The following is a 21,347-nucleotide window of genomic DNA, read 5'->3' on the forward strand; positions in this document are numbered from 1 at the left end:
ATTATTAAGAAATGGAAGAAATTGAGTTATTTCTCGACGATGCAAAAGATACAATGGAGAAGGCGCTCAAGCACCTGGCCATTGAATTGACCAAGATCCGCGCTGGAAAAGCTAACGCGGGTATGCTCGACGGGATTCAAGTAGAGTATTATGGAGTGCTATCGCCCTTACACACGGTGGCCTCTGTCAACACGCCCGACGCAAGGACCATCGTTATCAAGCCCTTCGAGAAGAAACTCATCGGCGAGGTAGAAAAGGCGATTCGTAACTCGAACCTTGGTCTTAACCCAAATAACGACGGAGAACAGATTCGCCTGAGTATTCCACCCCTGACCGAAGAACGTCGTCGTGATTTGGTGAAGAAAGTAAAGCAGGAAGTGGAGACGGCAAAAATCAATGTTCGTAACATCCGCAAAGACACCAACGACGATATTCGCAAACTGGTGAAAGACGGTGTTTCGGAAGATGCCGTGAAAGTAGGAGAGGAGCGAGTTCAGAAGCTTACCGATGCCTTCATCGCCCGGATTGACGACGTATTTGTTGCCAAAGAAAAGGATATCATGGTGGTATAATATTGTCCTTTGCCTTAAAGCAGAAAAGCCGCTTACTCTCGAGAGTAAGCGGCTTTTCTGCTTTAAGGCAAAGGCTGGATCCCAAGGCCCTTCATCTCGTTTGCCGGATTGCTGCACTAATATAATCTTTCGCTGTACGGCTAATCGTTTCTTCATCGACAGACACGACAACATGGCCCCTGTGTTCGTAGGGATACACTTCGCCGGTCAGGACATCAAAAATGCCGTAGGGTAGCAAATCGTGTTCTTCGTAACCCCAAAATAAAAAATCGACTGCATCAGCAGAGTGATCGAATCCTACCGCATAACCAATCTCCTGCTGAGCGAATACAACGATATAGCGCATGTCCTCCAATACGAAAGATCGCTGGTAAGGGTTGCGTCGTTTTTGTGACCCATACTTAATATGCCGGTCAAAAATACCTGAATACCACCATATCAGTAAGGGTTAATGATGATCATCTTTTATTACATGTTCCTGATCTTATCAGGAATTCTTACCCTCAATGTTCTTTACTGGCTTATCTTTTCCATAGCCGGTCGATTGGGCCACGCCGATGATAACGAAACTTCTGCAAAGCCATTCGTTTTAAGGAAAATTGGCGTTTTGATTCCGGCGTATAAAGAAGATGCTGTTATAATTGACTCGGTTACCGAAAATTTAAAGCAAACTTATCCCGCAGACCGGTTCGAGCTCATTGTTATTGCGGATTCCTTTCTGCCCCAAACCCTGGCTACTCTGGCTTCCATGCCCGTTCGGGTCCTTCAGGTTTCATTTGAGGTGTCGACCGTAGCTAAAGCATTAAACGCTGCTATGTCGCGATTGTCCCTAAAAGACTACGACATTTTGGTCGTGTCGGATGCGGATAACCATATGGCACCGGATTTTCTGGCTCGAATCAATCTGGCTTTCGACCAGGGCTGGCGGGCCGTACAGGGGCACCGGGTGGCTAAAAATGTAAATACCAGTATGGCAGTTATGGATGCCATCAGTGAAGAAATAAACAACCATATCTTCAGGAAAGGCAGCCGGGTTTTAGGGTTGTCTTCTGCAACAATCGGGTCGGGTATGGCGTTCGAACCAGCCTTGATGCAAGCGGCTATGTCTACTCAGAATACAATCGGCGGATATGATAAAGAGTTGGAAACCAATGTAGTGCTGAGTGGATATAAAATTGCCTACCTTGAAAATGCGTACATCTACGACGAAAAAGTGGCCAATCGGGCTGTGTTCGAAAACCAGCGTACCCGTTGGGTAGCTGCCCAATGGCAATTCGTTAAACTCTACTTTTGGAAAGGCATTTTGGAGTTACTGAAGGGTCAATGGGCTAGTGGATTCAAAGTTTTACAAGCCGTTTTCCTGCCAAAAATTCTCCTGCTCGGCCTTTTGTTTCTTTCTGTGTTCTTAGGCACGCTTTCAGGCAATGCATTCCTATGGCAAACACCTCTTGTGCTGTTAGGGGTACTAAGCTTTAGCCTTATTATTTCGGTTCCGGGCTACTTATGGAAGCGCATTACCATTCGGGAATTACTCCTGATTCCCTTATTGCTTGTAAGCTTTCTTCGGGCAGTGCTGAATATGCGAAAAGCGTTTAAACGATTTATGCATACACCGCATACAAGCACAAGTCGCCAGGGTGTTTCTTAAATGTTTTCATTTGTGACAAAGTGGAAATAAAACAGTCTTAATCTAGTAAATCTAACTGTTCAATTGGTAATGTAATTAAGCTACGCAATACAGTTAGTTAGATAAGTCTGTAGTAGTCTATTTAGGATTTTTCGTTACTTAATTTTGGTTTAAAAAACGCAGTTGAGAGGGATATAGATAAAGGGCACTATCAATATGTATAAGGTAATCCGCAGCCAAAATTTCGCCGTATCAATTCAGTCATGTTTTTTTATAGTCGTTGGCTTATTTTTTTTCTCGCAGAGTTTGGCCCAAAGTAAAGGGGCACGTGGCTTGGTTTCCTTTGGGACATCAGCTGGTTTAGCCGATGATACGTTGTACCTTGATATCAATCAGGACATTGCCGTACAGCTGTTGCCTTTTGAAGATATTATGAAAGTGGCCGTTGCCCACTCGCCACTCATTCGTTATCAAAATGAGGTGTCCAATTCCCTAAGTTCTTCGTACGAAGTATCAAAGCTTCAGATCTTGCAGAACATAGGCGGATTCGCTAATTATTCAAGTGGCAACCAATCCATTATATCATCCGGAACGACAACCATAACCGGCCGGGATGCCCTCGGTCAGATCGCCAATGGATACCGGGTTGGCGTAGATGTCCGACTCCCCATCTATGAACTGTTCGGGCGCAAACATCAGGTTCGACAGGCGTATTCGAATTACCGGGCATCCGTAGTTCAGCGGGAGGTCGTTGAACTGCAACTCAAGCGGGATCTGATTGGTATTTATCAGGATATGATTACTACCCAGCAGTTGCTGAAAGTTAATCTGATTGATGAACAGGCTTCCCTTACGTCACTCAGAGTGGCAGAAGTCGAGATTCAGAAAGGACGCATAACGGCTGAAACCATGGCGACGATAACCAGTCACTATGTTCAGGCGAAAAATGCGTCTGAGCAGGTAAAAGGGAGTTTTCTGAAGAATGTACACTATTTCGAAGCGTTGGTCGGTATGCCTGTTCAACGGTTGAAACGTAATTAATAGAATTGTATGTCAGTCGATGCCTTTTTACGCTTACTAAAACAGCATATTCTGTGGTTTTTACTAATACCTGCGGTTACTGCCGGGGTGGCGTTTTACATTACCCGGAATGAAATCAAGGTGTATAAATCACAGGCAACGTTGTATACGGGCCTGGTGTCTCGCTATTCTTTACTCTCAGATAAGCAGAATTCATTTACCGATCGGTCGGCCAGTGCTTTCGATAATATCCTGACCACGCTGAATTCAAGGGAGACCTTACTACAGATCGGTATTAGCCTGCTGAGTAACCATATGCGTCTGCGCCAGCCGGATTCACTCTTTCTGGGCAATTCGGGTTTCCAGAAATTGCATCTTTGGTGGAGACGACGCGAATAGGGGCTTTAATGAATCTGTTTCGCTTTCGTTCACCGGGTTCTTAAATCGGTCAGCGCTGGAGCGAGCGTGGCAGGATTTGATAGGTCGGCATGAGTCGCTGCATGCAGCCTTTAGCGCCGATGGAAGACAGATGTGCATTCTGTCCGAGTTTTCGTCCAGGATCACGTTTCTTGATTGCTCCGACCGTCGTAGCGAAGATGGCCAAAAAGCCATTCAGGAGTGTGTATTACAGGATGCACTTCATGTATTTGACCTTCTCAATGGTCCTTTGATCAAAGCCTGTCTGATACGGCTGTCGGATACGGCGCATCATTTAACCCTAACGGCTCATCACATCATTTGTGATGGTTGGTCGCTGGGCATCCTGTTGCAGGAACTGGGCGTGCTTTATTCAGCCTATTCAACGAACAGCTTACCTGTACTGCCTGATGCACCGTTATTCAGCCAGTATGCCGTGCAGCGGTCAGCGTTTTTATCGGGTGCAGACTACCAATCCATTGAAACGTTTTGGGTTAACCAATACCGAGGAAGCATACCGATACTCGACCTGCCCACGGATTTCCCCCGTCCAGTCCTGCGCACCTATGCCATTAATCGACGGGATATCCAATTGAATGAGTCGCTGGTTTTGGCTGTAAAGCAGATGAGTCAACAAAACGGGTGCAGTTTCGTGACATTACTGATAGCCGCTTTTGAAGTGTTTCTTCATCGGTTAACCGGTCAGGAGGATCTCGTTCTTGGGCTGCCCACTGCTGGTCAGTCAGTGTCAGGCCAGTTTGGTGTGGTGGGCCATTGCGTAAATCTGTTGCCTTTGCGCAGCTTTCCGCAGGCTCAAAAAAGTTTTCTTCAGTATTTACTACAGCGAAAAGAGGAAATTCTTGATGCGTTCGATCATCAGGAACTCACTTTCAGCAGCTTGCTCAAAAAACTGCCCGTTGCGCGCGACCCGGCCCGGGTACCCATGGTACCCGTACTTTTTAATGTAGACATGGGCCTTGGGGATGGTATTTCTTTTGAAGGGCTTGATTTTCGGCTAATAAGTAACCCCAAAAAATTCGGAACTGTCGAGCTGTTCCTGAATATTACAGGCTCCGCCCACGAGGGCTCTTTGACGTTTGAATGGTCGCACAATACCAAACTCCTGAAGAAGTCAAGTATTGACCGGATGATGGTTGAATTTAGCTCCCTTCTCAGGGAAGTAGTAGCTAATCCTGCCATTCCGTTAGGGCAAATTCCACTTTCTGATTTCACCCAGCATCATCAGAAGCTGAATCAGTGGAATGCAACACAGGCTCCCTATCCAAAAGATGCGCCATTAACAGAGTTGCTATCGCAAACGGCAGTTCTATTTGCTGATAAAACAGCACTGGTTTTTAACGGACGTTCGATAAACTACCGGGAACTGGATGCCGTTTCGACACAAATAGCGCATGCAATTCAGCGGAATGGCATCGGTCCGGGCCATGTTGTGGGGGTTGTGCTCGACCGGAACCCCGAAATGGTGATGGTGCTCCTGGCTATTTTGAAGGCTGGTGCTGCTTACGTTCCCATTGACCCGACCTATCCACATGACCGTATTGCATTTATGCTGGCCGATTCATCGGCTAATATGCTGATTACGTCGAAAAAATATCAGGGCGGTGGTCTTACAACTCATTACACGTCGGGCCGGGTTCGCAATGAAACGTCCGTATTATTGATCGAAAACGTACTGGCTCAGCTTGATATGTTTCCCAAAACAGCCCTGCAAACGGTTGTTACGGGCGATGATCTAGCCTATATACTATATACGTCCGGATCAACGGGACAGCCAAAGGGCGTTTTGATTGAACATCATAATTTGGTTAATCTGCTGGTGAGTATGATCACCATGCCCGGGATAACAAAGGCAGATTCGTTGCTGGCCGTTACAACTATTTCCTTCGATATTGCCGGTCTTGAGCTGTTTCTTCCCCTTTTGGTGGGAGCAACCCTTGTGCTGGCCGATACCGAAACGACGAAAGATGGACGAGCCTTACTGGAGGTCATACAGGAACAGAATATAACGATGATCCAGGCTACACCAGCGACATACAAACTGATGCTGGCTGCTGACTGGGAGCAACGCTTTGACCTGAAAATACTCTGCTGTGGCGAGCCATTGTCAAAGGATCTGGCCCAAAAACTCATTCCGCGTTGTGGCTCGCTATGGAACATGTATGGTCCAACGGAAACAACGATCTATTCTACCGGCAAGCAGATTCTGGCTTCAGATGAACTCATTACAATTGGCAGACCGATCCATAATACCCAGGTGTATATTCTCGATGAGCACTTGAATCCAGTTCCGGAGGGTATTGTCGGCGAAATTTATATTGCCGGGGATGGAGTCGCCCGTGGGTATCTGAATCGGCCGGAATTAACCCGGGAAAAGTTCGTAAACGATCGTTTTTCTACAGAGCCCAATCGATTGATGTATCGGACCGGCGACTTGGGTAAATTTATGCCGGACGGTGAAATTCATTGCCTGGGGCGCATTGATAACCAGGTAAAAGTCAGAGGATATCGAATTGAGCTGGGTGAAATCGAGCATGCTCTGGTTACCAATGGGGGAGTGAAAGATGTTGTGGTTGTGGCAAGAGAAGATCGGCCCGGCGATCAGCGTCTTGTCGCTTACCTCGTTACGAATCCACCCTTGTATAATGGTGCATTTATTGAGCAGGTGCCGGTATGGCGAACCAAACTTCGCACGGTATTGCCCGATTATATGGTCCCTTCGGATTTTATAAATCTGGAACAACTACCGATCACACCCAATGGAAAAATTGATCGGAAAGCCCTCCCTAAACCAGAAGCCTGCTTATCCCCAAAAAAAGGTAATCAGAAACCTGGTACCGATTTAGAGAACCTTATCTGTGGAATTTGGCAAAATGTCCTGGGTATGGAGTCAATAAGTGTAGACCATGATTTCTTTGAACTGGGGGGGCACTCCATGATTGCCGTTCAGATGATGACCCGCCTTGAAAAGGAAATTGGTCGGCGTTTGCCTTTATCGACCCTACTCATCTATCCCACGGTTCGAAAATTAGCGCGGTATCTGCTGGTCGATGAAAAGTCAGTTACATGGAAATCGCTGGTTCCGATCAAGCCACAGGGAAAAAAAGTGCCCATCTATATTATTCACGGCATTGGGCTCAATCTGCTGAATTTTAGTAGCCTGATAGCCTATATGGACCCTGAACAACCCATTTATGGATTGCAGGCGCTTGGACTGGATGGGAAAGATGAGCCACTGGATAACATGGAGGCCATTGCGGCACATTACCTGACTGAGGTAATCAACCAAAATCCAAATGGGCCTTATGCAATTGCCGGTTATTCGTTTGGGGGCTATGTGGCACTCGAAATGGCCCGGCAACTTAAAGAGATGGGTAAAGAAGTGAAAATGTTGGCCATGTTCGACACCAATGCCCAGGAATCGGATACGCATGTAAACCAAACCCAGCTTACCCGATTTGGGCGTAAAATAGTACGTCAGTTTCCTAAACTGATGTGGTTTACCCGTTCGTTGATTCAACACCCCGCAGAAACGTTGCAGCATCAGCAACGCTACCTTAAGCGTCAGTTAAATACCGTCTTTAAGCGGAAAGGCTTGTCGGAGCCTGTTGTCGAGGATAATCCACTCGATCATATGGGTCGAATCATGCAGAAACACGAAATTGCCTTTCATGCCTATACCATGAAGCCATATGATGGTATAGTCGATCTGTTCAAAGCGCAGTTTCGTATTTACTTTGTCGATGACAGCAAATACCTTGGGTGGAAAAAGTACGCCTTGAAAGGAGTTCGGGTACACGACGTACCCGGCGACCACGAAAAAATGCTGTTACCGCCTAACGACAAGATCTTTGCCGAAGCATTACAGCGAGCACTGGATAATTGCTAACGATTTCTCTTGTTGATATAACGAAACCGTCCCCTGATAATCAGTCATCCGATTATCAGGGGACGGTTTCGTAACGGCCGGTTAAGAAATTATTCATCTGCCTGATGATGAGGGCTTAAGTATTTATAGGATCGACTTTTTTAATTACTTTCCTTACAGAATTGCCTGCCGGTACGCTTTAAGCTCGGCGAATGAAAGTTTATAGGACAGGGTCAGCAAGGCATACGTGCCACCTCCAAGTGCCACTTCTACCAGCGTATTGATTAAACCTGTATTGCCAACGAGCAGTTTGTAAGCGTAAATAACACCCATCATAATAAGGCAGAATACAATAGGCTTAATAATGTCCCGTCCAAAATCCCCAACAAAATCCCCAATCAGCGAATGGGCAATTATAAAGTTGGCGATCATATTCAGGAATGTGGACAGCAAAAAAGCCAGAGCAACGCCCGTTACGCCCCAAAGATTGCCAAACACGTAAACCAAAGGTAGTTTTAAGAGCAAGGTACCCAGGTTGAGGTAAAATAATAAACTTGGCTTGCCTTTGGTAAATACCAGCGTATATAACGGATGGCTTAGGCAGGTAAAAATCCCAACGAAGACAAAAATGTGAATCAGGTCAATTGTCTTTTCCCATCCCGGCCCGTAGATCAGGGGGACGACGCTATCAGCCGTAATGAACAACCCTGCTAGCAAGGGTAGATTGCAATAGCTTATAAAGTCAAGTATCTTTAGGTAAGACTTTTTCAATTCGGCCGTATTATCTTTCATTTTGGCCAGAATAGGGTAAGCGACCTGAAGTATTATAGGGTTTAGTTTCGTAATTGGAAAGATCGCCAGCTGGTAAGCGATGGTGTAGTACCCCAGCATCTTGACGCCCAGCATGCCCCCAATAAAGATATTGTCGGAGTTAAACTGGACAAAGCCCAGAAGCCCATCGCCCATGTTATAAAGGCCAAATTGGAGGTGCTCCTTAACGCTGGTCAAATTGAACGACCAGGCAAGTTTTAAAAGTGATCGGCCAAACAAGATTTGCAAAGCCGATTTTACCACCTGCATCACCAGGGAGCCAATGATTAGTGAAAGCTCACGATAACCACTGTATGCCAGCGAAACCGTTACCACGGTACCGGCAATTGTCCCAGCAATGTCGATTAAGGCCACGGATTTAAACCGAAGTTCTTTTTCCAGCAAAAACAGATAAAGCTGCCCCAGATAAGCAATGATAAAATAGAATGAAGAGAGGTTTAGTACCTGCTGGAGCTTAGGTTCGTCGTAAAACGAAATAATGAATGGAGAAAAAGCATGAATGACTGCAAATGTGATAAAGCCAATACATACGTTCAGGTAATACAGCGTTGACAGGACATTTCGATCGCTTTCCTGCTTATAGATTATGGAATTTGAGAAGCCAAGATTAGAAATTATTTGAAAAAAACTGATGATCAGGTTGCTGACGCTGACAATCCCAAAATCCGAAGGGTCTAACAATCGGGCTAAAACAGCAACTTGCAGGAACTGAAAAAGAGTAGAAATGGCGGTGGAAACCGTGATCCATTTTCCGCCGTTCATTGCCTTCGCTCTATTACTCATTAGGGTACTCCATTGACTCGTGTATTCGCTTAATGGGCTCGTTAAAAATTCACTGAGTTCTAATGATTTTTATTGAACGCCTGACCTTTCCGTGCACCACGTCCAGTAAATAAGTGCCCGGTGTAAGACTGCTCAGATCCACTTGCCCGTTAAAAATGCGGTCTGATTTGATGAAGCTTGTCTGGTTTATCTTTCGACCTGACAGGTCATAAATAGTCACAGCAACGTTACCAAGACCGCCGTTTTCGAGGGCTATTTTTACGTAGTCTGCTGTTGGATTTGGGTATACCTGTAAGCTGGCGAGGCTATTTTTAGCTTGTTCATTGGCCTCCCGAATGGGCATAATAAAAACAGGGGTTTCACTCACGGCGATTTGAATTGAGCCGGTTCGACTGGTTTGCCGTACCCCCGTCATGTCGTCCCAACCAATGGCTGGCGTGCAGATCTGAACAGTATCGCCCGGAGCAACTGGCAGGCTGAATGTGCCTGTCCGTCCGCGCTCATCCGGTATGACAAGCACATAAGCCGAAAGACCGTCCAGTTCGTATCGGTCTACCAGCGGGTCTTTACTGATCGTCTCCTTATACCGATAATCTCCTAAAAGTTTTTTGGCCTGCATCAGGTAATCAGCTGCTGGCTTGCGAGTTTTCCCTATTTCGTTCAGTAACCCCATGGAGGCAAACTGTGTAGGGTTCTCTATATCAAAATCATAGGCCTGAAAGTAAAAAACCCGGTCGACGCCAACCCGACTGTAGAGCAGAGAGGTTCGAAGTATCCAGTCGGCCTGTGTTTCCAGCACGGACTTGCGCCCGATGGGGATGGCGCGGAATGGACTTCCCTGATTTATATCATAGCCGGCTTCGGTAATCCAGACGGGCATCCCCTGGCAATACTGGCGGGATAGTTTCACAAACTCAGCCGCCTGCTCGCCAACCCCAGCGAGTTCGGGGGCAGCCCCCCGGGTGGATCCTCCATTTTGGGACGATTGGGCATCATTCGCATATAAATGCTGATTGATAACATCCCAGCATAAATTTACCGAGCCATCCGGACGATACCCCCTGAATTCCTTGCACCAATCGATCATTGCCCGGATGTAATCGGTAGTGGGCGTCGACATACCTCCCATAACTACCGTGATGGATGGGTCTGCGTTTTTTACACCAACACCGGGGCCCAGGGTATTTTTATGCCCATCGTAAAATGCCGAAAGATTCGCAGCGTATTCGCGGGCAGACTGGTAGCCATTTCGCCCTTTCCATGTTTTATCCGGTTCGTTGTTACACTCGATGTATCGAATCAGTCCCAGGCCAATTTTAACGGAATTTACACCGGCCCAGGTAACTTCCGGACTGACGCTAACGAGAGCGGGGTTAACGGATTTATTAGAACCATATCGAGCTACATACTGAAAAGCTACTTTGGCATGCTCCAGGTAAGACCCCGGTAATGACCGATCACTGCCATACCGAGCCGGGGCGTTGCTGTAGTCACGACCCTCCTCGGGATAGGTATTCTCCATCCATTTGGGCAGGGTTTGCAGGCAGGCCAGCATCTCAACACCTTCTGCCTGAAGGCGTTCGTACATTCCGTCGTATGTCCAGCTACCGCTAAACGTTGGATTGAAGGTATAACTCCCTTTCTGCGCTTCCAGTTTGTCCCAGTCTATATAATGCCGCATGGACGAAAAGCTCTTCAGGGCATTGATTCGCGTGTCTTCCACTTCGCGCAGTGCCGCTCCAGTGGTTGGGTCTTCAGCATCCCATTCGAATCCATTAATACCCAGTGTATGCCGAAATGGGTACGTTGATTTCGGGGTCAAATCGGGTTCACGGCCACGCTCGTAAGTGCCATAAAGCTCGAGTTCAGTCGGATACATTCCGGATGAATTGAGGACCAGATATCGGGCATTCATGACAGGATTTTTTAAGGAAAACTCCGTTGGTTGTTCAGGATTTGGCCCTACCCAGATCTGGTAACGGTTTCCCAAAAACGTGGCTATAGGAATACGCTCCCAGGTATCAGTAATAACGGATAAGGTCAGCGGTTGATCGATATTGGTACCAGCACCATCGTACATCCGAATGCCGCTGATCGTAATTTTTTCACCTTCCAGCAACGGATAATAAGCATCAAAATTGGTCAGTATTTTTCCCCATCCGGTATTAACGCTTTCGTCCGTGACTCCATCAAACAGGGCGTCAAGCCCGCTCGTGGTGTTATTGACCTGATACCACCGTTTTGGGTCCAGAACTAGTTTACTGTCTGCTTTCGTACGAAAATCCTCTGATACAGACCAACGCAGTTTAAAGCATTCAGTCTGGTCAATGCCTAACAGGGTTACAGAGAATAGGCTGAAGATAAGCAGTGCTTTGAGCATCAGAAAGAAAGGTCAAATTCAAAAAACAAAAACAGGACTAGTATTGTAAAGGGAAGTCAAAACGAAATCAAGTCAGCGTAAAAGCAGTACATGGCCCGACTGCGAATATTCAACCAGTTCATTGGCGGCTTGTACGGATCGGTAGGTGATCACCCATGTATAGTCGCCCGTGGCACATGGATTGCCCCCGTAGGTGCCATCCCATTTATTGTTTATATCGGTACTACTGAAGATTATATCCCCCCAGCGGTTATACACGTTCAGGGTATAGGTGGTTACTTTGGGTAAAAAGACGGCTAGTACATCGTTTTGACCATCGTTATTTGGCGTAAAGGCGTCCGGAACATAAACCTGATCTGCCGCACAGGCATCACATTGTCGCAATTGTATGTCGTCGATAACCATGTCGTTGCCACAGCCGTAATCCCCCTTGGTATTAACCAGTTTGATAACAAGTGCTTCGGTCGTCCTAGGGGCAACAAACAGGGCCTCATACCGTCGCCAGAGTGGTTTATCTGCGAGCTCGATTGCGCCAAGGGGTGTTGAACTTAACGTATGCCCACTTTTTGTTTCAATCGTTATGGTTAAATTCGGTATTAGTGGAGTGGGGCATATACCGGGTTTAAGCAGGTTAATGGCCCAAAGGGAAATTTCATAGGTAGTGCCCCCACAAAGTCCTGAAACCGTTTGCTGGTAAAAAGTACCTGCAGTATTGGCTCCATTGACAATCATCATATTGCCGTTCACATCGCCGGAAGTGTGATCTTCAGCGACCGCAAACCAGGTATAATTGAAGCAACTTCCGTCAATTGTTTCGGTTACCGTAAATTGTCCGTCTGCCGGGCAGGTAGGGGGTACATACTGATAAGGTGTAAACCCGGCAAATGATGCGGGCTGACTGGCCGTACCAAACGTTTGATCCACAACTAGAGGTCCCGACGGATTTGAACATACCTGAGCGTGTATCGGCTTGCAAAAAGTAATTGACAGCGTGATAAGACAGCTTAAAGTAAATATTTGCTTAACCCGCAGCGGGTAATTCCTTTTTGCGTGACGTGATCTGGACACCATGATTGTATATTTAGACCTATATTCAACAACCCGGTCACCGTGATTTTCTAGAGAATTGCTTAGTGATCAATTGGTTAGTGGAAGGCATACGATAGTCAATAATGTTGCTTGTATGGTGGGAAGTCACATTTCCTGTGGAGTTTTTGACAAGGTGCCCTGGTTAAACTGGCAGGACTGTACCTATACGGATCGCCTGGCTGTATTTCGATTTCAATGGGACAGGAACGAACATGGTTTTTCCTACTTAAGCTCGCTCTTACAGCCGGACGAGATTCTGCGGTCACAGCGTTATTTTAGGCTGGAGGACCGCCAGCGTTATGTATATGGACGAGCCATCCTGCGAATTTTATCCGGGGCGTATATAGGGCAGCGTCCCGATCAAATCAGGATCGAAACTGGACTGAATAAAAAGCCAATTGTAGTCAACGACGGCGGGTGGGGTTGTAATCTATCCCATTCGGGCAATTGGATAGTCCTTGCTATTGCCCAGGGAGATGTCGGAATTGATATCGAACACCTAAAGCCTGATTTTCCTTTTTATGACCTTTTCTCCACCAGTTTTAGTCAGTCCGAACAACAGTTTATCGAAGCCGGCACAAAGCCCGGCAACCGTTTTTACCAGTTATGGACGCGTAAAGAAGCACTTATAAAGGCATCCGGAAAGGGTATTGATGAAGATTTTGTTCAAATACCCTCCCTTGCCGGACAGTATGAAGTACCCGACAACCTGCTTGGAAAAGCTGAAAATTGGGAAGTGAACAGCTTTTCCATTTCATCTGATTATGCCGCAGCCGTTGCATATTCGTTAACGCTCGTTAACCCAAAATTTTATACGCTAAACAGTGTCTTATTTGATGAGACTGAGTCAAAATGGAGAATTTGATTCACATCTTTTAAAACGAGTTACTTAACTCAGTTGGCGCGTATGCAGCAAGTGATGCTGAAGTTTCTGTATGTGGTGGTGGCAATGCGATACACCGGTCTCCGGCGGGATCTTCGCTACTTTATTCGGGATAATTATTTTGCCCGATTAAATCAAATTCGATTTATTAACCAAGACTACGTCGCCAAAAAGAAGTACAAGGTCATTGATTATCATGGTGAGTTCGATCAGGAATTACGCTATGTTTTGCCCTTTGCGTATTGGCATTACCTCAATGGTACGCTTAAGCAGACCGTTTCGAGTACGAACACAAAGCCCTTCTATTTTTTTAGTGATAATCATACGGAGAAGTATGACAAACGGGAATGGCAGGCTGGCTATGGCTATTATGATGTGCCGAACATGACCCATAGCCCATCCTATAGTTTTAAAAAATGGGTACAGGTACCCTTAAAAAAGCACTATCAAAATGACCGGTTCGTTTTTGATAAACCCATACTTGTCATCGCCAACAAATACAATATTGAATGGGACAAACCACCCGTTAATTTCCTGGATATACCCGCCCTTGATAAAATACTTACGGTCTGCAAACGTCAGTACCAGATCGTGTATAATCGGCCCTTGTCTTCACAAATTGTCTTGGACAACAGTGAGATTATGGACTTGAATGAACACGACTGGATTCGGGAAAACCACCCTGAGGTTATTCTTATGAATGATCTGTTTGAGGAGCACCGTGATTCGGTTGATAATTTTAACCACCTTCAACTGCTTGTGTACGCCAACGCTGAACGGTTTATTTCCATGCATGGGGGGACGGCTGCGTTAGCCAGCTATTTTGGCGGGACAAACATAATTTTATCGCATCCGGGTGGAGGCATGGAACATCATTTTGATGAATATAATACGATTTTTCCGGCTTTGTCTGGAGCCAGGATCTATCACGCCAGACATATAGCCGAGGTGTTTCATTACCTGAATACATACTATGTCGATAAAGAGCCAGCTTGACCGCCATCCCGCCCTTAAGAAATTTATTCACTGGCTATTGATTCCCCGTCATGAAGCCAGACCGCGTCTTTGGGTAAGCTGGCTCGTCAATCCCTTTGTTCATAAACGGCACCGAACCTCAATTGTCAGGTCCAGTGTACGGCTGGATGTCTTACCCTTCAATGGGTTTATAATAGGCGAACGAAGTATCATCGACGATTTTAGTGTCATTAATAACGGAGTTGGTCAGGTTCAGATCGGCAACGATACACTGATTGGTATTGGCAGCGTGGTGATTGGGCCGGTTACCATTGGAACCCAGGTTATTCTGGCTCAGCACGTTGTCCTGTCGGGCCTCAATCATTCATACGAAGATATTCAGTTACCCATTCGGGATCAGCCTGTAACCGTGCGGCCAATAACCGTTGGCGACGCCTGCTGGATTGGGGCGAATGTGACTATTACGGCCGGAGTAACAATTGGTCGTCATTCGGTTGTGGCTGGTGGCAGTGTAGTTACCCGCGATGTTCAGCCCTATACGGTTGTTGGTGGAAATCCGGCCCGTATGCTCAAATATTATGACGAGTCAACGAAGCGCTGGGTAAAAGCCGACTCGAAGCATTCTGAATCCCTTCCAAAGGGTTAGAGCCGCTCAATAACCGACTCGAATTCTTCGGCACGTTTTTTCCATGAGTTCGACTGAGCCATAGTCACACGCAGGTTAATCCGTTCGGGAGCAACATCGGTTAGGGAATGCCGAAGGGCTTTGGAAAAATCAGCAGGAGTAGCTGCCATGTCAACTACCTTTTTGAACTCATCGAGAATAGAAAAGGGGGTTGATACGACCGGCAGTCCGGCTGCGAGGTATTCGTTAATTTTCAATGGATAAATGGTGTAGGTATGCGGATTGCATACAAACGGTATCATTGCTACATTCATTTTGGCCAGAAAGGCGGGTAAGTCGGCGGGTTGATGCGGAGGGATAAACTCGACATTCGGGTAGGAACTCAGACGATGCGTGATGGCGGGCTCTTTCACCTCCCCTATGAACTGAAACAACACATCGGGCAGTTTTTGAACGCAATATTCCACCAGGTCCAGATCAATCCGGTTATCGGCAGTACCTAAATAGCCAACGATAGGCCGGGTGGGTGAGGTAGTGTCCGCCAATTGACGTGCCTGGTTGAATAGTTCGAAATTGACCCCATTTTTAACGCAATACGTATTGGGCTGCGCAATTGATTTTGCCATGCGAAGGGCCTCAGACGTAGTAACAGTGGCGGTTACTTTGTTGAGATAGGCCGCTTCGTACCGCTGGCCATGTCGGCTGATCCAGGTGGCTGCGGTTATCTCATCAAAGCAATAATATATGGTGGCAAATTCGTTGAGTTTGTGCAACATCGAAAGACCCAGCACCGGATTAAACGCATTCACGACCAACGGCTTCTTCATGTCCAACTCGCGCATGACCGACCGAAGGCCGCTAACGATACGTCCTGTATTATACCGCATCAGAAAGTCATGCGGTTTAACGGGCAGCCAGTTGATGGGCAACACCGGGGGAGGTGTCCAAACATAAACAAAACTGCCGTTTTCCAAAGACTTCCTGATGAGCGGATTTTTAACCCGCATCAACTCCTGCACAGGCACATCGAGCCGACCAATAAGACCCATAGCCAGATCCTTAAATGTATTCTGATAATCGACATAGAGGACCCGGTGACGAACCCCTAATTCGGACATGAGCTGGACGACAGCCTTTTGAAAGTCACCCTTCCAGTGTGTTTGTCCGATGCAGATTATACTATCAAATTTTTCCATAACGGTGGGCATAACAAGCCATTTCAGGCTAATTTGGCAGTCAACTCATTAAAAAGCCACCTGTAATGGCTGAGGTTGCAGGACGTCCGAATACACATCCAATAATTTACCTGTTGCCGATTGCCAGGAGAAAAGTGCAGCCCGCTCTAATCCTTTTACCCGTAATTCTGCTCTTAGCATCGGGTCTTGAAGCATGTTACTAAGCTGAAGAGCCATGTCCTCCGCCGATGTTGGGTCGACCAGCAATGCAGCATTGCCGGCCACTTCAGGCATTGCGGACGTATTGGAGGTGATGACGGGGGTACCGCAGGCCATGGCTTCTAAAATAGGAAGCCCAAAACTTTCGCGTAGAGATGGACACAGAAAAACGGTAGCGGCATTATAAATCAATGGTAAGATCAGGTTAGGGACATACCCGCATAGTATAATATCATCGGCAATTAGCTGACCGTTGATCTCCGTAAGCATAACCTCTAAAGCCGCTGCTGATAAGTTGGAAATGACAACTGGAAGGCTTAGCTCACCCTGTACTTTGAGTAGCATCAGCGCCTTCAACACCCCCCTGACATTTTTTTTAACGTCAGTATTGCCCAGGAAAAAGATGAACTCCTCGGGTAAGTTATATTCGGCCCGTATTGATTCGATCTGACTGTTATCATCAATAATCCTGAACTGGCTGCTTACGGCATTCCAGATTGTAGTAACCCGATCTGGGTCCAGCTTGAAATGGTCGACAATTCTATGCCGCTCAAAGTCAGAAACGGTTATGATTCTGTCACACTTAGAAACGATTTGCGGAACGTTCCATCGACGGTATTGATTGCCAAAGCGCTGGTACCAGCTACCATGCAGCATGGGCTGGCTCTCCAGAAAAATAATGTCATGAAGAGTTAGGACCAAAGGCGCAGCACAGCGCAGGGGAGCGGTATTGGCAGTACAATGGAGAATATCGAGACCGTATTTTTTGACAGCCTGGGGCAAAACATACTGTTCCCAAATGGGATATGGACGGCCAGACAGTTCCACAAATTCCAGATTAGGCGAAACGGGTAGGCCATCACGATCGGTGTCGGGCTTTACAAAAACGACAAACTCATGCTGCTCCGACGTTGCCAAAGCCCGAATTGTTTCCATTGCCACGATATCCATACCGTGCTTATGTGGCTTTAGGAGCCGCTGCGCTTCAATTCCGATTCGCATAGTGTAAGGGCTTTGGCGTATCCCAACGATTACAGGTGGTAAATAAGATTGTATTGATGAAGATGATCGTGCTGGTGGGAAACTGACCCAGGATTGGATTCGTGTAACTGACGACGGCTATCCCGACAAACTCGGCCAGGAGGGCAATCATCAGGGTAGTCAGCGCAGGATCATTGAGCTGCCAGATCCTGTTGATTCCAATGAGGAGTATACCCGCCAGTACTAATAAATACACGACAAGTCCCACAAAGCCTGTTTCAATCCAGAGTTGTACGTACCAACTGTCGGTAGGTATCTGAGCAGCAAAATGGTTTGGCGAAAAACGTGCACCGGCTGCTGAAGAAGTACCTATTCCGGCGCCAAAAGGCTTGTCCTGTAAATAGGTGCGCAACTTCTGCTGGTTTTCCAGACGGACAAGAAAAGAAGCATCTTCCGTTGGACGCAAAGCCGAGCGAATCCGATAAATCTGATAATTTGAATCGCCGATTGAGGTAAATAATAGCAGAGCCAAAATGGGTGCGGCAACCATGACACCCCGGATTATATTGAAGACGTTACGACTTAAAAAGAGATAGGTTGGATAGCCTGCAAGAATCACAAATAAGGCACCCCGCGTTCCGGAAACAGCAAAGCCCCAAAAAATGATGATGGCCAGCACCAAGAAAAGTGCCCGTTGCCGTAAGTTATTACCATTAAAGAAGTATATGAGGCAAAGTAAAGTAACGCCGGCCATTTCAGAACCAAACTGACCCGCATCAGTATAAAAGGAGAAGCTCCGAAGCTGCCCCCATAAAATATGCGTTCGCTCACCACCCGCAGCAAGCCAGGCTAGTTCAGCAGATTCCAACCCAATATATTGTTGCTTAAAACCCCAAAGGGCACCAAAAAGCGACCAGCCCAGCCACATAATAATGTACAGGCGAATATCATTTCGGCTAATTGGATTGACTAAAACTACGATGGCCATTAAGAACCAGCTCAACGAAAAGGAGCGGACATTATAAAACCAGGCTGGTGGGTGAGGGGCTTCTGGATTGAAATATTCAAGAATAGTATACGCCAGCCAACACACCAGCAGCCAGAAAACGGGCTGTTTTAGTTGTTTCCAGTTCATTCGCTTCCCATTCAGGAATGTACCTACCAGACTTAAAACAAGGAGGGCGTCCAAACCCGTACCCAGCGGCAAATCGGGCGGAAGAAAGCGGTTAAATCCGATTAGAAAACTTAGGGTCACATAAAATAAGAGACCGATCTTTGGTTCAATTAAAATGCTGACCACTACGCATAGGCCAATGGGGGCTATAATCATCATACCACCACCTATTGCCCCCCAATTGCCCACAAGCCAACCAGCTACTACGGCAATTAGTAAGCCAAGCGTGCCGAAGAAAAAAGGGTTTTCGCGCCATGGGTTAGCGATGTAATGCGGGCGGTTCAATAAATCCATGATCAGTAGTGATGTTGTTTTTTTGGTCAATAGCTACCACTTGCACCCAGGTTCTTGAAAACCCGGATTCAGGCTGTATTCTGAATGATCAGCTACGCTCAAAAAAGCGCTTAGAAAAACTTACTCTCTTTTATAAGTAATTGATAATGAGGTGAAAAATCTATACTGGAGAGGCACTCGCCGACGTGAAATGCCAGGCTGTGCCACTTAAAAAAGCTTTTGCATGCTTTAGCTCACCGTTAAGTATATACGAAGCCATATGCTTGGGAAAAACACACAGGCCAAAAAACAGATAAAATACAAAGCGTTGAAAGGTCGAACAATGACGACGCATGAACAGAATCCGGTTACGTGTCAGGTAATAGGTTTTTAATGGACTGTTTGGGCCCACAGATATTGACTCTTTATGAAGAATGGATGCCGAGGGTTGATAATAAATCAGGTAACCCGCATCCCGAATCCGTTGTGACCAGTCGAGTTATTCGTAATACAGAAAAAAACGCTCGGCAAATCGCCCCACCCGGTCAACCACCTCTCTTCGTATCATCATTGCGCATCCATGGGCAAAACTGGTCGGATGGGGTTCATCAAACTGACCGTTATCCACTTCGTTAAAGCCAATGGATGTAGCCGTGCCCGTAAACATATTTATTGGGTTATAACCAGCATACTGAATAAGTTGGGGAGAATCAAAAAACCTAATTTTAGGGCAAACGACGCCTATTTCAGGGTTTTCAAAAAAAGGGTTTAATAAGTTGTTGAGGAGCCAGGGAGATAATTCCGTGTCATTATTCACGATAAAAAAATAATCACCTTTAGCCTCGTCCATTCCCAGGTTATTACCACCCGTGAACCCCAGATTAGTTTCTGATCGGATGAGCTTCAGATTGGGGAACTCTCTGCAATTGATAGAGTCATGAAAAGGATCTGTCGAGCCGTTGTCAATGACTATAATCTCATAGTTTGGGTACTTTAAAGATTTTGAGGATTCAAGAAATTGACGCGTAATTTCTGCTTGATTAAAGTTTATGGTGATAATGGAAACAAGATTGCTCCTGTTAAATGACGTTACACATTCTCCTTCTGCCATATGCTAAAAATTGTCTGCCAGATAATTTGAATATCTGTTCTGAAAGAGAAAGAGGATGAGTATTCAATGTCGAGTAATGTCCGTTCTGTGTCAGACATCGCCGTTTGGCCCTTACCCCGCTTTTTGACTTGCCAAAGGCCTGTTAACCCTGCTGGACCAGCAAATCGCCTGGCGAACTCATTCGATGTTAATTTTTCTGCTTCATATAAGGGTAAGGGACGATTACCGACAATTGACATATCTCCCCGCAGTACATTGAACAGTTGTGGAAGCTCGTCAATGCTACTATTTCGAAGGAAAGTGCCCAGGCGGGTAATTCGCGGGTCATTTCGGAATTTTATGAACTTGGCCGAATCGTTACTTTTTTGCAAATACAATTTTTCGCAAACAGCCTGATCATGTGTGATTAATGGTTGCTGACACGGTAAGTTCTCCTCCGTGCAAGTGTCGCATAGAAATTCCAGGCCGGATTGACTGCTGGGCGTTAAAGAGGGTGTTTGGTAAATGTTATGCGATGCCAGTTTGCCTAGGAGTTGATCTGCTTCAACGGTCATGGTTCGAAATTTGTACATCTCGAACACATGGAAATTAGTGCCAGCTCGTTTGGATTTATATATGGCAGGGCCTTTCGAGTCTATAATTATCAATATAGCAACAAGAACAAGCACAGGCGCCAATAGAAGAAGTAGTGAAGCGGATACGACCACATCGATCATTCGCTTCCAAAAGGGTAGTTTGAATGACTTCTTAAAAGCTGTTTTACCGGTCAAATAAAAAGGTTGTATATAGGCCGTAAGTGTCAGGTAATAATTGATCTTAGCCTGAATACGCTGGTTATCTTCATTAATAATGAGAATGTCAGTTATGCCTTCATTTATGGCCAATTGCTCCACTGGAGGTTCACCAAAACGAGCAGTAATCAGAAAAGGTACCAGCTTATAATCCGGTTTATTACGAATCGTGGTAGCCATTGAATAACCGTTATTTCTGTCGGCAATAATCAAGTCCACTTTTTGACCATCTGTTAACCACATTTCCGCTTCTTTGGCATCCTTAAGACGGATAATCGAAAAGTCTGGCCTTATTAATCCCGCAATACGATTGGCGATTAAATCGTCTTTTATGGTCAATAAGACATAATTGGTTGACATCTGACGGCGTAAAATAGAGCTGATTAATACCAAACTGGTATAGGTATATTGCCTGGCTTAAAAAAAGCCAATACAGGAAAATCAGTAAGCTTGTTTTGAGACCTAGTTGGTAGTGCTTAGGTCGATGAGTTTCTGCCTGCTTAAAAAAGCATTTCAGATGTTCGGCCCTATGCTG

Annotated in this window: 17 protein-coding genes; 8 read left to right on the forward strand and 9 right to left on the reverse strand. The window is 46.1% G+C overall.

The annotated features are described in order from the left end of the window. The first annotated feature begins 11 nt into the window (after positions 1–11). Positions 12–572 carry a ribosome recycling factor gene (frr, locus tag ACYVK4_RS14965; protein ID WP_461128328.1) on the forward strand — a complete coding sequence of 187 codons (561 nt, stop codon included), beginning with the start codon at positions 12–14 and terminating at the stop codon, positions 570–572. 91 nt (positions 573–663) lie between these two features. Here frr and ACYVK4_RS14970 read toward each other — a convergent pair whose 3' ends face one another. Next, entirely contained in the window at positions 664–918 is a 255-nt protein-coding gene (locus ACYVK4_RS14970; protein ID WP_461128329.1) for a hypothetical protein, read from the reverse strand. Between the two features lie 105 nt (positions 919–1,023). Here ACYVK4_RS14970 and ACYVK4_RS14975 point away from each other — a divergent pair, with 105 nt between their 5' ends. The 4 genes from ACYVK4_RS14975 (at position 1,024) to ACYVK4_RS14990 (ending at position 7,543) form a co-directional block, all read left to right on the forward strand. Beyond that, positions 1,024–2,220 (forward strand): glycosyltransferase family 2 protein, encoded by a 1,197-nt coding sequence (locus tag ACYVK4_RS14975; RefSeq protein ID WP_461128330.1) that lies wholly within the window; start codon positions 1,024–1,026, stop codon positions 2,218–2,220. A gap of 285 nt (positions 2,221–2,505) precedes the next feature. Next, positions 2,506–3,240 carry a TolC family protein gene (locus ACYVK4_RS14980; protein ID WP_461128331.1) on the forward strand — a complete coding sequence of 245 codons (735 nt, stop codon included), beginning with the start codon at positions 2,506–2,508 and terminating at the stop codon, positions 3,238–3,240. A 9-nt stretch (positions 3,241–3,249) separates the two neighbouring features. Continuing rightward, positions 3,250–3,618, forward strand: coding sequence for a hypothetical protein (locus tag ACYVK4_RS14985; protein ID WP_461128332.1), 369 nt, complete (start codon positions 3,250–3,252; stop codon positions 3,616–3,618). Continuing rightward, a complete protein-coding gene (locus tag ACYVK4_RS14990; RefSeq protein WP_461129603.1) occupies positions 3,593–7,543 on the forward strand; it encodes a non-ribosomal peptide synthetase in 3,951 nt (1,316 codons plus the stop codon). The genes ACYVK4_RS14985 and ACYVK4_RS14990 overlap by 26 nt, the downstream gene beginning before the upstream one ends. 153 nt (positions 7,544–7,696) lie before the next feature. On the opposite strand, the gene ACYVK4_RS14995 is transcribed toward ACYVK4_RS14990, so the two are convergent. From ACYVK4_RS14995 to ACYVK4_RS15005, 3 genes are all read right to left on the reverse strand, one after another. Next, a complete protein-coding gene (locus tag ACYVK4_RS14995) occupies positions 7,697–9,136 on the reverse strand; it encodes an MOP flippase family protein (protein WP_461128333.1) in 1,440 nt (479 codons plus the stop codon). Between the two features lie 49 nt (positions 9,137–9,185). After that, the gene (locus tag ACYVK4_RS15000; RefSeq protein ID WP_461128334.1) at positions 9,186–11,516 is read right to left on the reverse strand and encodes a T9SS type A sorting domain-containing protein; all 2,331 of its coding nucleotides are present in this window, start codon (positions 11,514–11,516) and stop codon (positions 9,186–9,188) included. Positions 11,517–11,588: 72 nt separating this feature from the next. Next, positions 11,589–12,440 (reverse strand): gliding motility-associated C-terminal domain-containing protein, encoded by an 852-nt coding sequence (locus tag ACYVK4_RS15005; RefSeq protein WP_461128335.1) that lies wholly within the window; start codon positions 12,438–12,440, stop codon positions 11,589–11,591. 202 nt (positions 12,441–12,642) lie between these two features. Between ACYVK4_RS15005 and ACYVK4_RS15010 the strand changes: the two genes are divergently transcribed. From ACYVK4_RS15010 to ACYVK4_RS15020, 3 genes are read left to right on the forward strand one after another with little or no spacing between them, the layout of a single operon-like run. Next, complete coding sequence (locus ACYVK4_RS15010; protein WP_461128336.1) at positions 12,643–13,470, forward strand: 4'-phosphopantetheinyl transferase family protein; 828 nt, start codon at positions 12,643–12,645, stop codon at positions 13,468–13,470. A gap of 42 nt (positions 13,471–13,512) precedes the next feature. After that, complete coding sequence (locus ACYVK4_RS15015) at positions 13,513–14,484, forward strand: hypothetical protein (protein ID WP_461128337.1); 972 nt, start codon at positions 13,513–13,515, stop codon at positions 14,482–14,484. Next, positions 14,462–15,109 carry an acyltransferase gene (locus ACYVK4_RS15020; RefSeq protein WP_461128338.1) on the forward strand — a complete coding sequence of 216 codons (648 nt, stop codon included), beginning with the start codon at positions 14,462–14,464 and terminating at the stop codon, positions 15,107–15,109. The genes ACYVK4_RS15015 and ACYVK4_RS15020 overlap by 23 nt, the downstream gene beginning before the upstream one ends. Here the strand turns inward: ACYVK4_RS15020 and ACYVK4_RS15025 are convergent. From ACYVK4_RS15025 to ACYVK4_RS15045, 5 genes are all read right to left on the reverse strand, one after another. Continuing rightward, the gene (locus tag ACYVK4_RS15025; protein ID WP_461128339.1) at positions 15,106–16,284 is read right to left on the reverse strand and encodes a glycosyltransferase; all 1,179 of its coding nucleotides are present in this window, start codon (positions 16,282–16,284) and stop codon (positions 15,106–15,108) included. The two genes, ACYVK4_RS15020 and ACYVK4_RS15025, sit on opposite strands and share 4 nt — an antisense overlap. Before the next feature lie 48 nt (positions 16,285–16,332). Further along, positions 16,333–17,484, reverse strand: coding sequence for a glycosyltransferase family 4 protein (locus tag ACYVK4_RS15030; RefSeq protein WP_461128340.1), 1,152 nt, complete (start codon positions 17,482–17,484; stop codon positions 16,333–16,335). Continuing rightward, entirely contained in the window at positions 17,468–18,931 is a 1,464-nt protein-coding gene (locus tag ACYVK4_RS15035; RefSeq protein ID WP_461128341.1) for an O-antigen ligase family protein, read from the reverse strand. The genes ACYVK4_RS15030 and ACYVK4_RS15035 overlap by 17 nt, the downstream gene beginning before the upstream one ends. 478 nt (positions 18,932–19,409) lie before the next feature. After that, positions 19,410–20,021 (reverse strand): glycosyltransferase family 2 protein, encoded by a 612-nt coding sequence (locus ACYVK4_RS15040; RefSeq protein ID WP_461128342.1) that lies wholly within the window; start codon positions 20,019–20,021, stop codon positions 19,410–19,412. Further along, positions 20,000–21,172 carry a sugar transferase gene (locus ACYVK4_RS15045; RefSeq protein ID WP_461128343.1) on the reverse strand — a complete coding sequence of 391 codons (1,173 nt, stop codon included), beginning with the start codon at positions 21,170–21,172 and terminating at the stop codon, positions 20,000–20,002. The genes ACYVK4_RS15040 and ACYVK4_RS15045 overlap by 22 nt, the downstream gene beginning before the upstream one ends. Positions 21,173–21,347 lie beyond the last annotated feature (175 nt).

This window comes from Spirosoma aerophilum, assembly GCF_054782495.1.

What these genes read in the sequence shown, in the direction of transcription:
- frr (WP_461128328.1), top strand. Translation starts at nt 12, where the DNA reads ATGGAAGAAATTGAGTTATTTCTCGACGATGCAAAAGATACAATGGAG.
- ACYVK4_RS14970 (WP_461128329.1), bottom strand. Translation starts at nt 918, where the DNA reads ATGCGCTATATCGTTGTATTCGCTCAGCAGGAGATTGGTTATGCGGTA.
- ACYVK4_RS14975 (WP_461128330.1), top strand. Translation starts at nt 1,024, where the DNA reads ATGATGATCATCTTTTATTACATGTTCCTGATCTTATCAGGAATTCTT.
- ACYVK4_RS14985 (WP_461128332.1), top strand. Translation starts at nt 3,250, where the DNA reads ATGTCAGTCGATGCCTTTTTACGCTTACTAAAACAGCATATTCTGTGG.
- ACYVK4_RS14995 (WP_461128333.1), bottom strand. Translation starts at nt 9,136, where the DNA reads ATGAGTAATAGAGCGAAGGCAATGAACGGCGGAAAATGGATCACGGTT.
- ACYVK4_RS15000 (WP_461128334.1), bottom strand. Translation starts at nt 11,516, where the DNA reads ATGCTCAAAGCACTGCTTATCTTCAGCCTATTCTCTGTAACCCTGTTA.
- ACYVK4_RS15015 (WP_461128337.1), top strand. Translation starts at nt 13,513, where the DNA reads ATGCAGCAAGTGATGCTGAAGTTTCTGTATGTGGTGGTGGCAATGCGA.
- ACYVK4_RS15020 (WP_461128338.1), top strand. Translation starts at nt 14,462, where the DNA reads ATGTCGATAAAGAGCCAGCTTGACCGCCATCCCGCCCTTAAGAAATTT.
- ACYVK4_RS15025 (WP_461128339.1), bottom strand. Translation starts at nt 16,284, where the DNA reads ATGGAAAAATTTGATAGTATAATCTGCATCGGACAAACACACTGGAAG.
- ACYVK4_RS15030 (WP_461128340.1), bottom strand. Translation starts at nt 17,484, where the DNA reads ATGCGAATCGGAATTGAAGCGCAGCGGCTCCTAAAGCCACATAAGCAC.
- ACYVK4_RS15035 (WP_461128341.1), bottom strand. Translation starts at nt 18,931, where the DNA reads ATGGATTTATTGAACCGCCCGCATTACATCGCTAACCCATGGCGCGAA.
- ACYVK4_RS15040 (WP_461128342.1), bottom strand. Translation starts at nt 20,021, where the DNA reads ATGGCAGAAGGAGAATGTGTAACGTCATTTAACAGGAGCAATCTTGTT.
- ACYVK4_RS15045 (WP_461128343.1), bottom strand. Translation starts at nt 21,172, where the DNA reads ATGTCAACCAATTATGTCTTATTGACCATAAAAGACGATTTAATCGCC.